This window comes from Lysinibacillus sp. RC79, from assembly GCF_041262405.1.
Classification (GTDB): domain Bacteria; phylum Bacillota; class Bacilli; order Bacillales_A; family Planococcaceae; genus Lysinibacillus.
Genome location: NZ_JBGCCD010000002.1, coordinates 221,504 through 234,024, shown reverse-complemented (window position 1 = coordinate 234,024; position 12,521 = coordinate 221,504). Strand labels below are relative to the sequence as shown.

Annotated in this window: 23 protein-coding genes; 20 read left to right on the top strand and 3 right to left on the bottom strand. The window is 35.6% G+C overall.

Annotated features, from left to right (window positions below; translation table 11 throughout):
* Nucleotides 1-57: 57 nt before the first annotated feature.
* From ABH968_RS03535 to ABH968_RS03525, 3 genes are all read right to left on the bottom strand, one after another.
* Entirely contained in the window at nucleotides 58-1,146 is a 1,089-nt protein-coding gene (locus ABH968_RS03535; protein WP_370042587.1) for a tyrosine-type recombinase/integrase, read from the bottom strand.
* Nucleotides 1,147-1,233: 87 nt separating this feature from the next.
* A complete protein-coding gene (locus ABH968_RS03530; RefSeq protein ID WP_370042586.1) occupies nucleotides 1,234-1,680 on the bottom strand; it encodes an ImmA/IrrE family metallo-endopeptidase in 447 nt (148 codons plus the stop codon).
* Nucleotides 1,681-1,697: 17 nt separating this feature from the next.
* Nucleotides 1,698-2,156 carry a helix-turn-helix domain-containing protein gene (locus tag ABH968_RS03525; protein WP_370042584.1) on the bottom strand — a complete coding sequence of 153 codons (459 nt, stop codon included), beginning with the start codon at nucleotides 2,154-2,156 and terminating at the stop codon, nucleotides 1,698-1,700.
* Between the two features lie 178 nt (nucleotides 2,157-2,334).
* Between ABH968_RS03525 and ABH968_RS03520 the strand changes: the two genes are divergently transcribed.
* The 20 genes from ABH968_RS03520 (at nucleotide 2,335) to ABH968_RS03425 (ending at nucleotide 12,500) form a co-directional block, all read left to right on the top strand.
* Nucleotides 2,335-2,580 carry a helix-turn-helix domain-containing protein gene (locus ABH968_RS03520; RefSeq protein WP_370042582.1) on the top strand — a complete coding sequence of 82 codons (246 nt, stop codon included), beginning with the start codon at nucleotides 2,335-2,337 and terminating at the stop codon, nucleotides 2,578-2,580.
* An 18-nt stretch (nucleotides 2,581-2,598) separates the two neighbouring features.
* Nucleotides 2,599-2,796: a helix-turn-helix transcriptional regulator gene (locus ABH968_RS03515; RefSeq protein WP_370042580.1), complete on the top strand. Its 198-nt coding sequence runs from the start codon at nucleotides 2,599-2,601 to the stop codon at nucleotides 2,794-2,796.
* An 85-nt stretch (nucleotides 2,797-2,881) separates the two neighbouring features.
* Entirely contained in the window at nucleotides 2,882-3,028 is a 147-nt protein-coding gene (locus tag ABH968_RS03510; RefSeq protein WP_370042682.1) for a DUF6877 family protein, read from the top strand.
* Nucleotides 3,025-3,285 carry a hypothetical protein gene (locus ABH968_RS03505; protein WP_370042579.1) on the top strand — a complete coding sequence of 87 codons (261 nt, stop codon included), beginning with the start codon at nucleotides 3,025-3,027 and terminating at the stop codon, nucleotides 3,283-3,285. Before ABH968_RS03510 ends, ABH968_RS03505 begins: the two co-directional genes overlap by 4 nt.
* Nucleotides 3,286-3,296: 11 nt before the next feature.
* The gene (locus ABH968_RS03500) at nucleotides 3,297-3,569 is read left to right on the top strand and encodes a transition state genes transcriptional regulator AbrB (protein ID WP_370042577.1); all 273 of its coding nucleotides are present in this window, start codon (nucleotides 3,297-3,299) and stop codon (nucleotides 3,567-3,569) included.
* A gap of 15 nt (nucleotides 3,570-3,584) precedes the next feature.
* Nucleotides 3,585-5,099, top strand: coding sequence for an AAA family ATPase (locus tag ABH968_RS03495; RefSeq protein WP_370042575.1), 1,515 nt, complete (start codon nucleotides 3,585-3,587; stop codon nucleotides 5,097-5,099).
* On the top strand, nucleotides 5,100-5,435 hold the full coding sequence (locus tag ABH968_RS03490; RefSeq protein ID WP_370042573.1) for a hypothetical protein: 336 nt from the start codon (nucleotides 5,100-5,102) through the stop codon (nucleotides 5,433-5,435).
* Nucleotides 5,436-5,454: 19 nt separating this feature from the next.
* Complete coding sequence (locus ABH968_RS03485; RefSeq protein ID WP_370042571.1) at nucleotides 5,455-5,649, top strand: hypothetical protein; 195 nt, start codon at nucleotides 5,455-5,457, stop codon at nucleotides 5,647-5,649.
* 2 nt (nucleotides 5,650-5,651) lie between these two features.
* Nucleotides 5,652-6,530, top strand: coding sequence for a RecT family recombinase (locus ABH968_RS03480; protein WP_370042569.1), 879 nt, complete (start codon nucleotides 5,652-5,654; stop codon nucleotides 6,528-6,530).
* Nucleotides 6,531-6,675: 145 nt separating this feature from the next.
* Entirely contained in the window at nucleotides 6,676-6,909 is a 234-nt protein-coding gene (locus tag ABH968_RS03475; RefSeq protein WP_370042567.1) for a hypothetical protein, read from the top strand.
* Entirely contained in the window at nucleotides 6,899-7,642 is a 744-nt protein-coding gene (locus ABH968_RS03470; RefSeq protein ID WP_370042566.1) for an MBL fold metallo-hydrolase, read from the top strand. The genes ABH968_RS03475 and ABH968_RS03470 overlap by 11 nt, the downstream gene beginning before the upstream one ends.
* Complete coding sequence (locus ABH968_RS03465) at nucleotides 7,642-7,866, top strand: hypothetical protein (RefSeq protein ID WP_370042564.1); 225 nt, start codon at nucleotides 7,642-7,644, stop codon at nucleotides 7,864-7,866. Before ABH968_RS03470 ends, ABH968_RS03465 begins: the two co-directional genes overlap by 1 nt.
* Nucleotides 7,867-7,881: 15 nt before the next feature.
* Nucleotides 7,882-8,658 (top strand): replication protein, encoded by a 777-nt coding sequence (locus ABH968_RS03460; RefSeq protein WP_370042562.1) that lies wholly within the window; start codon nucleotides 7,882-7,884, stop codon nucleotides 8,656-8,658.
* The gene (locus ABH968_RS03455; RefSeq protein ID WP_370042561.1) at nucleotides 8,636-9,919 is read left to right on the top strand and encodes a replicative DNA helicase; all 1,284 of its coding nucleotides are present in this window, start codon (nucleotides 8,636-8,638) and stop codon (nucleotides 9,917-9,919) included. The genes ABH968_RS03460 and ABH968_RS03455 overlap by 23 nt, the downstream gene beginning before the upstream one ends.
* A 32-nt stretch (nucleotides 9,920-9,951) precedes the next feature.
* A complete protein-coding gene (locus ABH968_RS03450; RefSeq protein WP_370042559.1) occupies nucleotides 9,952-10,146 on the top strand; it encodes a hypothetical protein in 195 nt (64 codons plus the stop codon).
* A gap of 21 nt (nucleotides 10,147-10,167) precedes the next feature.
* Nucleotides 10,168-10,341 (top strand): DNA strand exchange inhibitor protein, encoded by a 174-nt coding sequence (locus tag ABH968_RS03445; protein ID WP_370042558.1) that lies wholly within the window; start codon nucleotides 10,168-10,170, stop codon nucleotides 10,339-10,341.
* 36 nt (nucleotides 10,342-10,377) lie between these two features.
* The gene (locus tag ABH968_RS03440; protein WP_370042556.1) at nucleotides 10,378-11,055 is read left to right on the top strand and encodes a hypothetical protein; all 678 of its coding nucleotides are present in this window, start codon (nucleotides 10,378-10,380) and stop codon (nucleotides 11,053-11,055) included.
* Between the two features lie 49 nt (nucleotides 11,056-11,104).
* Nucleotides 11,105-11,458 (top strand): DUF7448 domain-containing protein, encoded by a 354-nt coding sequence (locus tag ABH968_RS03435; protein ID WP_370042555.1) that lies wholly within the window; start codon nucleotides 11,105-11,107, stop codon nucleotides 11,456-11,458.
* 21 nt (nucleotides 11,459-11,479) lie between these two features.
* Nucleotides 11,480-12,058, top strand: a complete 579-nt coding sequence (locus tag ABH968_RS03430; RefSeq protein WP_370042553.1) for a hypothetical protein — start codon at nucleotides 11,480-11,482, stop codon at nucleotides 12,056-12,058.
* Nucleotides 12,051-12,500: a hypothetical protein gene (locus ABH968_RS03425; RefSeq protein ID WP_370042552.1), complete on the top strand. Its 450-nt coding sequence runs from the start codon at nucleotides 12,051-12,053 to the stop codon at nucleotides 12,498-12,500. The genes ABH968_RS03430 and ABH968_RS03425 overlap by 8 nt, the downstream gene beginning before the upstream one ends.
* The last annotated feature ends 21 nt before the right edge of the window (nucleotides 12,501-12,521 follow it).

Below are 12,521 nucleotides of genomic sequence, written 5' to 3'. Positions count from 1 at the left end.
TCAAAGCATAGATTTATCAAGACTTCTGAAAAGTGTGGTAACAATTGTGGTAACAATTCACTTTTCTTTAGTTTTAAATTCAATAATTTGAGCAGGTTTGAAGTCGTTTTCCATGTCGAGAACGGCTTCTTTTTCTGTTGTGGGATATAAGTGACTATAGGTGTTTAATGTTGTTGCTACGTCACCATGTCCAAGTCGTGCAGCAATTACAGAAATGATTGTTCCTTTATTTATTAAATAAGAGGCGTGCGAATGTCTAAAATCATGTATTCGTATTTTCTCAACACCAGCTGTATTTACATATTTCTCAAATCGCCTATCTAATGTAGATGTTGAAATACTATCTTTAATATCGCCAAATACAACATAATTTAATTTTGGTTTGCGTTCTAGTTTAATAGCATTTAATAAATTCATTACGCTTTTTGGCATTAGTATTTTACGGCGTGATGCTTCTGTTTTTGTTGTAGTTACTTTACGGTTGTATTCGGTTTTGTCTACATTAATAGTATTTGTATCAAAATCTAAATCCGCCCATGTTAAAGCTAACAATTCACCTTTTCGCATACCACTGTAATACAAGGTCATAAATAAAGCGTAATACAAAGGGTCGTCAACAACTGCTACAAAAGATTTAAATTCTTCAAGTGTCCAAAAGTTTACATGTTTGTTTTCTTTTAAATCAACGTTACCGACAATTGATGCTGGATTCTCTTTTGTATACTCGTTTTTAATTGCAAAGTTAAAAACAGCGGATAAAGTTGTGTGGATCTTCTTTATATGTGATGCCGCCATTTTACTTTCAATCAATTTGTCTTGAAATTTAACAATGTCACGCTGCTTAATATTTCGTATTTCTTTACGTTTAAAATGAGGTATCAAATGTACATCTATAATGCTGCTTATTTTAATGTAAGACGATTCTTTACGCCGTTTTTTGTACCAACTTAGATATTCTTTTGCAATAAATTCAAATGTTACTACTTCCTCTGCAAAACCCTCAGTTTCTAATTTCGCTTCTGCAAGTAATGCAACTTTTTCTGTTTTAAAACCTCTACGTTTTACTTGTTTTTTGGAACCGTCAGGCTGTTCAATTCTTGTGATAAAATACCATGTTCCTCTGGTTTCATCTTTGTATACCGTCACACTAAATTCTCCTTCCAATAATGAATTCCGTATAATCCCGAATTTAACTATCACCACCTTTGATGGGAATGTTTGTTCTGTTTATAGTTAAAATTTTTTACCATCTATGCTTTTTAAAGATAATAGTTCGAGTGGAACACCTTTTTCTTTAATTGCATCATAGATGGTAAAACATGAATAATCATCTTGCTCAAAAAATAGTTCGTCAGGTAATAACAATTCAACTGCAAATGTATTAGCTTCTATTTCTAATTTATCTGTAGAAAAAAGAGTATGTTTTTTCAAAAAAGAAGTATTAACGTCTGAATGTTGGACAGCATGTCCTAATTCATGGCCACAAATAAAGAACTGAGATTCTCGATCTGCATCTTGGTTAATATGAATTATAGGTATTCTGAAATGTTTGCTGTAATATCCTAATGCGTTACCCAGTGGTTCAAATACAATTATTATTCCCATGTTTTTTGCTATTTTGAAAGGATCATTTGTACCGTGCTTTTTAACTAACTGATTAACAATTGACTTTATTGACATAGCATCCAACACTCCCATTAATCTCTATATTTTTTAGGAGTGAATTTCTGTTTTGCTACTCGTTTAGCAAGTCTTAATGAATTTTCTAAACTTGATATTAATAATTCTCTATCTTCTAATTCTTCCTCGCTTAATTCATCAAGAGTCCTACCGTCAAATGCTGCATGTCCACTTTTAGAGAAACCGTCAATCATTTTTTGAAGTTCTTCTTGTATAGATTGTTCATCTTTTTCAGTTAACTCTGGATTAAAAGAGTAAACCTTTTCATCACTAATTCCTAACAAATAATCAGACGATACTTTAAAATAATCCGCTATAATTCTTACATACTCCATTTTAGGATCTGTGCCGTTCTCGTATCGTGACAGCATACTTTTACTAATATTTGTATCGTATATACTATTAAGTTTATTCGCTAAATCCTCAAGACTTTGTTTTCCCCTTAACTCTTTAAGCCTTTCTCCAAACACGTTCATCCTTTGTTCTCTCCTTCGAATGTTCCTCGTATGGGAATAGTTTATATTATATGTTCCTTTATTGCAACAATTTATCAATAAATAATTCCGATTTAGGAACTGTTTATGTTGACACATCAAAAAATATGAATTATATTTGATTTGTTCCTAAAACGGAACGGAAGGTGGTGACTAAAGGGTGGATACAAGAAATAGACAACCTTACAAAAAAATAAAAGCATTTTTAGTTGAGCATGAAATTAAGCATAAGGATGTAGCAAATCTATTAGAAATGAAGCCAAATACTATTTCTAAGAAGCTTAATGGGTTTGGTGGGGATTTCACCTTAGAAGAAGCAAAATTAATGCATGTGGAACTTGGCGTACCAATCGCCTATTTTTTTGAACCATCTGTTCCTAAAAAGGAACGGAAGCTTATTTCATAAGGGGATGAGGTGCATTAAATGCATTACAAACTATATGTATCTCGAAAAGAAAACAGGTTGAAACAAAAAGATGTAGCTAGAAAATTAGACATCCACAGTGTTACTTATAGTCGGAAAGAAACCGGTGAAAAAGAATTTACATTGTCAGAAGCATTTAGGTTAGCTGAAATGTTTGACACCACTGTGGATGAGCTGTTTGGAGGTGAAACCAAATGAACATTAAACCTGTTCCGGTTGATTTGGTTGGTGAAACATTAAAGAGTTTTGCGCCACTGTATATTTTGAACACAATTGCTAGTGAATTACCAGTATCAGTTTAACAGATATTAATCAGCGTATTGGCGTCTGGCTAGCAAGTGGTGGAAAAGAAACAGATCCATACATTAAGCAACAAGTTGCTTATGCTCAGAAAGTTTACCAAGCATTGAAAGGTGGTGAGATAGGATGAAACTTCAACCGGCAAGTGAAATGAAAAAAGTTACTGAAAGTAATTTTGACAAATTAAAAGCTGACGCATTGGAAAGTGATGATTTCAAAAATCTTATTAAAGGTATTGAAAGTAAGGCTGAAAAAGGTCTTTGTGAGTACACATATTATCACAATACTAACAAACAAATTGTTACCACCTTCCAACAGGCATTACAACAGAATGGCTATACAGCTGCAAAACATTTATCAGGTCTTGGTCTAAATATCAGATGGTAGGAGGAAATCAAATGAAATCAACAGGTATTGTACGTAAGGTAGACGATTTAGGGCGTGTGGTGATTCCAATCGAACTACGCCGCACATTAGGGATTGGTGAAAAGGATGCTTTAGAAATCTTTATCGATGGGGATCGAATCATTCTCAAAAAATACATGGCTAATATGACATGTGCCGTTACTGGTGAAGTCTCAGATAATAATATCAGTTTACTAGGTGGCAAATTAATTTTAAGTCCGGAAGGTGCGAAAAAGTTGATTGCTGAAATTGAGCAATCCAAGTAGGGGAGGAAAAGGTAAGTGGAGATCAAATTCAATCAATTAATCTTGCAGAATTTTAAAAGCCACAAGGATCTTGTAGTTAAGTTTGGCGACATGACTAAGATCCTCGCGGATAATGCAAAAGGTAAAAGCTCCATAGGTGAAGCAATTACATTCTTATTATACGGTACTGACTTGGTGGGGAGCAAACTAGATCCTACACCAATAACATATCAGGCTGACAACACACTCGTAACCCTACATTTAAGTGTTGAAGATGGAGAACTGCTTTTAGGCCGTGAAATTGTGAAAGGGCGTAATAAGTTTTATGTAAATGAGGTACCTTCCAAAGCCACTGAATTTAATGAGGTTGTAGAGAAGCTATTTGATAAGGATTTATTCTTATCGCTGTTTAATCCGAATTACTTCTTCACGTTATATTGGGAAAAGCAGCGTCAAATGATTTTAAAATATACGACTACACCTGCAAATAAAGAAGTACTAAAAGAGCTACCTAAGCCACAATCGGACAAGTTGGCCACACTAGTTAAAAAGCATTCTTTAGAGGATTTAGATAAAATCCATCGATCCAATAAAACTAAGTTGGACAAACAATATATAGCCGCTCAGAGCCGCGCCAAGACGTTAAGAGAGCAGTTAGAACAAAATGCTCCAACAGTTCCATTAGATTCGTTAAATGTGGAACTGAAACAGCTAGTTAAAGAACGAAACGCTATAGAAGAAGTGACAGATAAAGCACAGGATATAAATGGCCGAATTAACAGGCTTCATAGCAAAATTCATCTTTTGACAACAGAGCGTGATCATATAAAAGAAACCTTTAATCAGCTCAAAAGTGAATCAATACAAGATACTTGCCGTGTTTGTCACCAAACGTTACAAGACGAAGCTATCAATGCTGTAGAGGCTGAAAAAGAGCAACGTATTCAACAAGTAAAGTTGAAATTCCAAGAAGTTGTAGATGAACGAAAAGCGTTGGAGGAAGAACTTAAAACACTTGAATACGTGGACGTATCTGAGCAAATGGAAAAAGCACGTTTACTTCAAGAAAAGATTAATCCAATAGAATATGAGATCTCTAAGCATAGGGAGTATAAGTACTTAGAGGAACAGGTTATTGCTGCAGAAGCGAATGAGAAAGAAACGCTTGAATCACTTAATGAATCAATCTTTATCCTAGATGCTATCAAGGATTTCAAGGCAAAAGAGGCAGAATTACAAGTTAAGAAGGTTCAAGTCTTGTTTAAAAATTTATCAATAAAACTGTTCGAAGAAGTGAAAACAACAGGTGAGAATAAACCGACTTTCATTGTTCAAATGGATGGCAAAGACTATATGAAGCTTTCATTTAGTGAACAAACAAGAGTAGGGCTTGAAATTCGTGATGTGTTGTCAGAGCAAAGTGATCTTATCGTACCTTGCTTTGTAGATAACGCAGAAACCATTACTAAGTTCAAGGAACCGAATGGGCAACTAATAATAAGCCGCGTTGTTGCTGGACAAGACCTAACAATTGAAAGTGAGGATAAATAAATGAGTGTAAATCAAGTGGAAAAACGAATTTATAATGGCTGGGCATTTACAGCTAATGAAAGAGAGAAGGGAAAAATAAACCGTGAAATCCATGATGAACTAATGAAAAAGTACAAGATTTACAGACATGATCTTAGGTTTACTCCTGATGTTGATTTGGAAAAGTATGATGTTGTCATTGGTAGAGAGCCAGGTTATGCACACTCTAAGTACAATGTCATTAAAAATGGCCCTAATCTTACTACAGATGAATTGCTATTAATTTGTGATGGCGGAAATTTATGTTTTGGTGGCAGCAAAATAACAAGTAATCAATTGCGAGTAAGTGAAGATTGATTAAAGGGAGGTCATTTGAATGAATGTTAAAGAAATCACTGTTGGTTACACATATACCAAAAATCTAGGAAACTTTGAAAATGTGAAAGTAGATGCAGCTGTAACAATTTCGGTAGAGCCTGGACAAAATGAGGATGAACTCTACAGCAAAGCATATGAAAGTATGAAGAAACAGGTCAAAAATGGCCTAAATAAATTTACGGAGGCACGTTAATTATGAACAGAAACCTACCAACTTTAACACCTGAAATTACAGAAGCTTTTCAACCTGCAGTATTAGAGGTTATTCGAAACTCAATTGCCCCAACAGCCAATGATCAAGAATTTCTATTATTCGCTCACAAGGCGGCATCATATGGCTTAGATCCATTCAAAAATGAAATTTTCTTTATTAAATATGGTAGCCAAGCACGTATTCAATTTGCAGCTGAGGCTTATCTTTCAAAAGCGCGAGAACAGGAGGGTTTTATACCACCTGATACACAAATGGTGCATGAGAACGATGAATTTAAAATCGCTATGAATAAAGAAACAAAGCAAATGGAAGTGATTCAACACGAAATCGGCTTCCCGCGCGGAAAGATTATTGGAGCCTATTCAGTTGCTTATCGTGAAGGCTATCCGCCTGTCACGGTCATTATGGACATCGATGAAGTATCTCATATGTTCACTGGTCAAAACAAAGATAACTGGAATAAATGGACGAGTGATATGTTTGGCAAACATGTTCAGCAGCGTGCATTGAAAAAGCAATACGGATTGTCATTTGAAGATGTAACGATAACACAAAATGATGGACCTCAACCTGTTACGCAACCACGTAAAGATATTACACCTAATCAGGAGCAGTTAGAGCCGCCAGTTGAACAGCCTGTACTAACTCGCGCTGACGAGTTACGCAAGGAAATTAACACAAGGTTAAAGAAGCTTGGCATTACAACGAAAAAGGCTGTACAAGAATACCTGGATAAAAACGCTCCAAATATTGATCCTGCAACAGCAACAGAGGCTGAAATGGTTGGATTGATTGAATTGCTAGATATGAATATTGAAATGCTAGCTTCACAACAAAGTAGTGATGATTTACTAGAGTAAAAACTATGAAACTACCACAAACAATAGTTTATGAGAGAAATAAGGATTGTAAGCTGTGTGGGAAAGAAATGAATGAAAATGAATACAACTTGTACCGTGGGCTAGAAATATGCTCACGGTGCCATAAGGAGTTGGAGGGGAAGAAATGACTCAAATTTATAGGGAGCATCTTGATTTTATGGAAGAAGCCAAAGAAGCTTTTGAAAAGAACGAACGCCTTGAAACTTACAGAAATGCGGACGATACGCTCATAGCTTTACGTTATGGATTGGATAGAGATTGTATCGATGTTTATAAATTAGGTGAAGGTATTGGTTTTTTTGCAAACATTATGCGAAAAGCTCCGCCTCTATATGTTGGTGACTCACATGAAAGTTGACATATTAGCAAGTGGTTCAAGTGGCAACTGTATAGCTTTAACAACTAATGAAACTACCATTCTAATCGATGCAGGCATTGCTAAAACAAAGATAGAGAAACGGCTATTGGAAGTAGGTATAACGCCAAATAGCGTTAAAGCAATCTTTGTTACACATGCACATAGCGATCATATTAAAGGGCTGCCATTGGCCAATAAATATAAAATTCCTGTTTATGCTGGCGAGCGTGAATGGAAAAACATCACTACCGTTGAAGATGAATTAATTAGGCCGATTGGTGTTGGTGGTATTTTTGGTTGTGGCCACTTAATAGTAAGTCATTTTAATGTTCATCACGATGCAATCGATCCGAAGGGATACGTTGTATGGACTTTAGATAATTTTAAAGTATCTATTTGTTTAGACACTGGCAAGGTGGATAAAGAAATGCTACAGCACATGCAAGGTTCAGATATTTATATTATTGAAGCCAACCACGAACCACGAATGGTTGAAGCGTCTGATTATCCTAACAGCGTTAAGGCGAGGATATTGAGTCACGTTGGCCACTTATCAAATGAACAAACGGCAACAGCCCTTAAAGAGCTTGTAAGAGGTAAAGGCGAGCGAATATATCTTACACATTTAAGTAGCAAGAACAACCTTCCTACGCTTGCAGAAATGACCGTTAAAAGAGAGTTATTGAAAAAAGGATACCAAGCAGGCAGACACTACGAATTGGAGGTCATTTAATGCATCCTTATGAGGTAATTTTAACTGCTTTGTTGAAATTACAATTGGAAAACATAGAGCTAAAAAAGCAGCTAGCGTCCATTAAATCTAAAAATGTTACTGGATCAGTTGCGGATCGCATAGATGAATGGTTAAACAGACCATACACAGGTAGTAGTCGAAAAGATATTGAGGAATTTTCAGAGGAACTCATAGAATACATGAGCATCCAATTGAAAGCATGAATAGGGTGAGTAATCATGGCAAGTCCACAACTCAAAAATGGGCATACACGGATTGCCAATGAAATCTTCGATCATGTCATGAAGACCAATCTCAATGGCACACAATTCCGTTTGGTTTTGGCCATTTGGAGGTACACATATGGTTTTCAGAGAAAAACCAATGAAATGTCCATAAGCTTTTTAGCAAAAGTAGTCAATGTTAATAGAACACAGTTAAATAGAGAATTAGTAACGCTGATTGATAGAAACATAATCTCAGTTATTGGGATTGGTTCAAAAGGAGCGAGAATCATGGGATTTAATAAAAATTATAAAGAGTGGGATGAACAGCTGCCGTCTAATGAAGTAGATCCTGAAATCCCTGATAAACCTAAACAAGTAAAAAAATTAAAATACGATGAAGAAAATACTTATTACAAAATGGCAGTCTACTTTCATGAAAAAGTCGCTGCAGTTGCAAATGAGGCAGGAATATCTCATTTAATTAAAAAATCCAACATGCAAACTTGGGCTGATGATATGCGAAAGCTAATTGAAATAGATCAAGTGGATAAGCACTTGGCCAAACAAGTTATGGATTGGGTAACACAGGATTCATTTTGGCGTACCAATGTTTTATCGGCTAAAAAACTTCGGGATAAATTTATGGAATTAGCTATAAAAATGAATGCTGAAAAGAAACCTGTTCAACCAAAACAAAAACCACAATACGATCCTAGAGACAAAGAAATAGAGTTCCAACGCTGGATACAAGACGGGAATGATCCAAATGACTTTGATTGGAGCAACTGAATATGAACTTGAAGCCGAGCAATCGGTGTTAGGTGCAATATTTCTTGAACCAAGTGTGATTGATGACATTGTTTTTCTTGAAGAAAGAGATTTCATTAGTCCACGGCATCAACAAATATATAGAGTAATGAAATGGTTAGATAATAAGAATCAACCTATAGATATTACAACAGTTACTGAGCTGTACATGCAGCACAACAAGATGGACGAAGTGAGCATTTCTTACTTAACTGAATTAGCCGTTTCGTGTCCAACTGCATCAAATGTTGTTCATTACGCAAATATTGTTCGTTCAAGAGCAATTCGAAGACGTGGAACAGACGTAGGGCAAAAAATTATGAATCTCGTACATGAGGATTTTGAAACGGATGATGATTATTTTGCTGAAATCGAAAGACTAGCCTCAGAAGTAAGGCCCGAAGATGATGGGAAAATGCAAAGTTTGAAAGATACACGGCAAGGCTATTTTGAACATCTTTTAAAACGAGCTGAATTTATTCCTACTGGATTTAAACTATATGACAAATGGGCGCACGGTCTTTGGAGAGGTTGGTTGTTTGTAAGTGCTGGGCGTCCTAGTGTTGGTAAAACAGCTATGCTACTTCAAAGAATTATGGGAGTTGCCAAAAGTGGGCCAGTAATTGTTTTTAGTCAGGAAATGGACAAGTTTCAATTGTATGATCGTTTGATAGCAAATTCAACAGGTATTGCCTATGGTCGTATAAAAAACAAAGAGCTTAAAGTAGAAGAATTGGGAGTAATTGAACATGCGTATAAAGAACTGGAGAAATTGCCGATTTTCGTTCAAGATTCGAGTGGTGTCACAATTGAAGAAGTGAGGGCAACAGCAAGACGATTTAAAAAACGCTATGGACAACTAGCTATGATCGCTGTTGATTACTTGCAAATTATGAACATTCCTCAACGTAAAAACGAGACCAGGGCGCAAGCAATCGGAAATGTAACTACCACAGCCAAACAGGTAGCGCGTGATATGAATTGTTGTTTTATGATGTTATCGCAAATGACCAGGGAAAGCGACAATGTTAAAAAGCCACAGCTATCACATTTAAAAGAATCATCATCCATTGAGCAAGATGCAGATGTTGTTGAGTTTTTATGGCATGATCCAGCTGACAAAATGCAACAGGGGAAAGTCATTCAACAGTTTTTTGCTAAAGGACGAGACATAGGCATGAATGAGTTTAAATTGCTATTTATGGGTTGGAAACAGAAGTTTGTTGAACTAGATAAGCAGTAGATAGATTTTGCTCAGAAGGAAGGTAGGAAGCATTGAATACAGCAAAAGTTTTGTTTCAAATTCTATGTATTATGTATTGGATTGTCTTAGGATTATTAGTCCTTTTTAATATCTATACACCTTCAAGATACATTCTAGCAGCAGCTTTTATTATGTCAGGTATATTAATGGCCATATTAGTATTCGCTAGTGTCCCAATAACAAAGGTGTATATCCACAATCATTGAGGTTTATTAGGAGGATCAAAATTGGGAGGATCATTTCCTAAGTTATCATATAAAAATTTGCAAACGATTAAACATGCGCTACAGCAATATTTAAAGCGTGAAGGTATCACTGAAAATGATAAAAAGAGCGAACAAGCATTGTTAGCAAAAATTAAAGATGAAATCGAATTAATGCGTGAACGTTACCGTTTTTGATAAAAATTGATCGTGTAGTAAAGGGGAGGGTTATTTATGAAATTCAACAGAGGAAATTTAGTATATGGAAATCGCATTGAACAACCTTCACAAGAGTTGATTAAAAATACATTAGGTTTACACAATGCGTCACTGGAAGACGCTTTAAAATATGGTGGTGATTTAACAAGAGCTGCTATTGGTGCAATGAATCTAACTTTTACAAAAAAATATATTGTTGTTGATACAAAAATTCATATGCTCACGCCTGGTATGTGTCCGGCTATTCCAGGTTGGCACACAGATGGAGTACCTAGAGGGAACGCGCTAGATCCAACGGTGAAGCAAGCTCCTAACATTCATGCTCAAGAGGAAATGGACAGCCCTATATTTCATTTACTTGTAACAGGTGAATCTTGTTTAACCCAATTTATTAAAGAACGAAATTTTGATTTACGAGTACCAAAAGAGCCTAGCACTCTTTTGTATAAAACTATTTCGCATCAAATGAATGAAAAAATCGCAAATAAAGAGTTAACAACTTTTGAAGCACCTAGTTGTACAGCGGTTAAGTGGGATTGGTGGGAAATGCATACTGGCGTTCCAGCAAAAAGTCATGAATGGAGATTTTTAATTCGAGTAACAGAAACAGATATTCAACAACCTAAAACAGATTTACGAGATATTATCCGAACGCAACAACAGGGATATATGCCAATGGAATTCGGGTGGTAGTAGGTATTGTACACTTTGAGAATTTGAGCAAAAGAAAGGGGACGAGAAAATGGACTCAGTAGAAATATTATTAAACAAAACACTTATATCAATTGAGCAGGTCGGCAATGATGAACTTTATTTCCTAACAACCGAAGGAGATAAATTCAAGATGTATCATGAACAAGATTGTTGCGAAAGTGTTTGGTTAGAAGAAACTGTCGGGGATTTAGAAGATTTAATAGGCAATCCATTATTGATGGCTGAGGAGATAATAGAAAGTCCGCCAGAAAGCGAAAATTACGAAAGTGCCACTTGGACATTCTATAAATTCGCTACTATTAAAGGTTATGTGACTTTACGTTGGGTTGGTGAATCGAACGGTTATTATTCTGAATCTGTAGATTTTCGCAAAGTCAATTAATAATAGATTTGGAGGAACATTATGAGATTCATCGGTTTAGACCCATCAACTAAAACAGGATTTGTTGCAATTGATGAAAGTGGCCAGGTACTAAGAGCCAAAGAATTAACTGGCATAGGTGATAAAGATCCTTTTCGAATGATTACCCTTATTGACGAAGTTATGGCCCATATGCAAAAAGGCGACTTCATTACTGTTGAAGGATTTGGATTTGCAACACAGCAAGGTATACAACTTGGCGGGATTGGTTGGGGTATGCGAATGTCTCTAACTAGACGAGGGTTTAAATACTATGAAGTTGCTCCTAATGCTGTAAAGAAATTCGTAAATGTAACAGGCTTCACGGGTGAAGTTGGGAACAAAAAACGTCTTACTGGTGTAGAAAAAAAGAAAGTCGTTATGAAAGCAGTAAAAGATCATTATGGCTTTTCACATAAAAGTGACAACGTTGTTGATGCATATATTTTAGCTCAAATTGCAAGAATCATGTACCAGTTTAATAGACCTGATTTTATTGGTTGTCCTGTCTATCAAGCAGAAGTAGTTAAATCGATATTAGGAAATAAAACAATTGAAATGGAGAGTGTGAAAAATGGCTAAAGTTGAATTAGACGTTTTATTTAAAAAGATACAAAAGGATGATAAAAAAGAAATTTTAGAGTTTCATATCCTGGGTGATGATGTTAAATATAAATCTGAATTAATTGGCATGGTAGGCAGCATTGTAATAATTGAAATTGGTGATGTTAAGCTTTCTGCAGAGTTTAAATCAATTCAACGTGACAGCAAGAAAGTTGTACTCAAATTTGAAGCTAAAGGTGATAGTGAAGAAAAAACTATTAAACTATATCCAAAGGCAGGCTTTAACATTAAATTATTGCTTGAGCAAAGCCAAATGAGCATTGAGGATATAGACGATGAAGAAGGTCATCACGAAGGACTCGAATATAAAGTGAATGGTGATGGAACTACAGAGGTAGTAGAGCAAATGAACATAGATGATGTAGCTCAAAAAGAAAATGAGGATGATCTACTAGATTAATACAAGTTGCCCTAGTTAATT

Bases quoted from the DNA above. Each gene is read 5' to 3' on its own strand.
- ABH968_RS03430 (WP_370042553.1), top strand. From the start codon at position 11,480: ATGAGATTCATCGGTTTAGACCCATCAACTAAAACAGGATTTGTTGCA.
- ABH968_RS03465 (WP_370042564.1), top strand. From the start codon at position 7,642: ATGCATCCTTATGAGGTAATTTTAACTGCTTTGTTGAAATTACAATTG.
- ABH968_RS03480 (WP_370042569.1), top strand. From the start codon at position 5,652: ATGAACAGAAACCTACCAACTTTAACACCTGAAATTACAGAAGCTTTT.
- ABH968_RS03500 (WP_370042577.1), top strand. From the start codon at position 3,297: ATGAAATCAACAGGTATTGTACGTAAGGTAGACGATTTAGGGCGTGTG.
- ABH968_RS03470 (WP_370042566.1), top strand. From the start codon at position 6,899: ATGAAAGTTGACATATTAGCAAGTGGTTCAAGTGGCAACTGTATAGCT.
- ABH968_RS03530 (WP_370042586.1), bottom strand. From the start codon at position 1,680: ATGTCAATAAAGTCAATTGTTAATCAGTTAGTTAAAAAGCACGGTACA.
- ABH968_RS03485 (WP_370042571.1), top strand. From the start codon at position 5,455: ATGAATGTTAAAGAAATCACTGTTGGTTACACATATACCAAAAATCTA.
- ABH968_RS03435 (WP_370042555.1), top strand. From the start codon at position 11,105: ATGGACTCAGTAGAAATATTATTAAACAAAACACTTATATCAATTGAG.
- ABH968_RS03460 (WP_370042562.1), top strand. From the start codon at position 7,882: ATGGCAAGTCCACAACTCAAAAATGGGCATACACGGATTGCCAATGAA.
- ABH968_RS03440 (WP_370042556.1), top strand. From the start codon at position 10,378: ATGAAATTCAACAGAGGAAATTTAGTATATGGAAATCGCATTGAACAA.
- ABH968_RS03525 (WP_370042584.1), bottom strand. From the start codon at position 2,156: ATGAACGTGTTTGGAGAAAGGCTTAAAGAGTTAAGGGGAAAACAAAGT.
- ABH968_RS03425 (WP_370042552.1), top strand. From the start codon at position 12,051: ATGGCTAAAGTTGAATTAGACGTTTTATTTAAAAAGATACAAAAGGAT.
- ABH968_RS03515 (WP_370042580.1), top strand. From the start codon at position 2,599: ATGCATTACAAACTATATGTATCTCGAAAAGAAAACAGGTTGAAACAA.
- ABH968_RS03505 (WP_370042579.1), top strand. From the start codon at position 3,025: ATGAAACTTCAACCGGCAAGTGAAATGAAAAAAGTTACTGAAAGTAAT.
- ABH968_RS03490 (WP_370042573.1), top strand. From the start codon at position 5,100: ATGAGTGTAAATCAAGTGGAAAAACGAATTTATAATGGCTGGGCATTT.
- ABH968_RS03455 (WP_370042561.1), top strand. From the start codon at position 8,636: ATGACTTTGATTGGAGCAACTGAATATGAACTTGAAGCCGAGCAATCG.
- ABH968_RS03475 (WP_370042567.1), top strand. From the start codon at position 6,676: ATGACTCAAATTTATAGGGAGCATCTTGATTTTATGGAAGAAGCCAAA.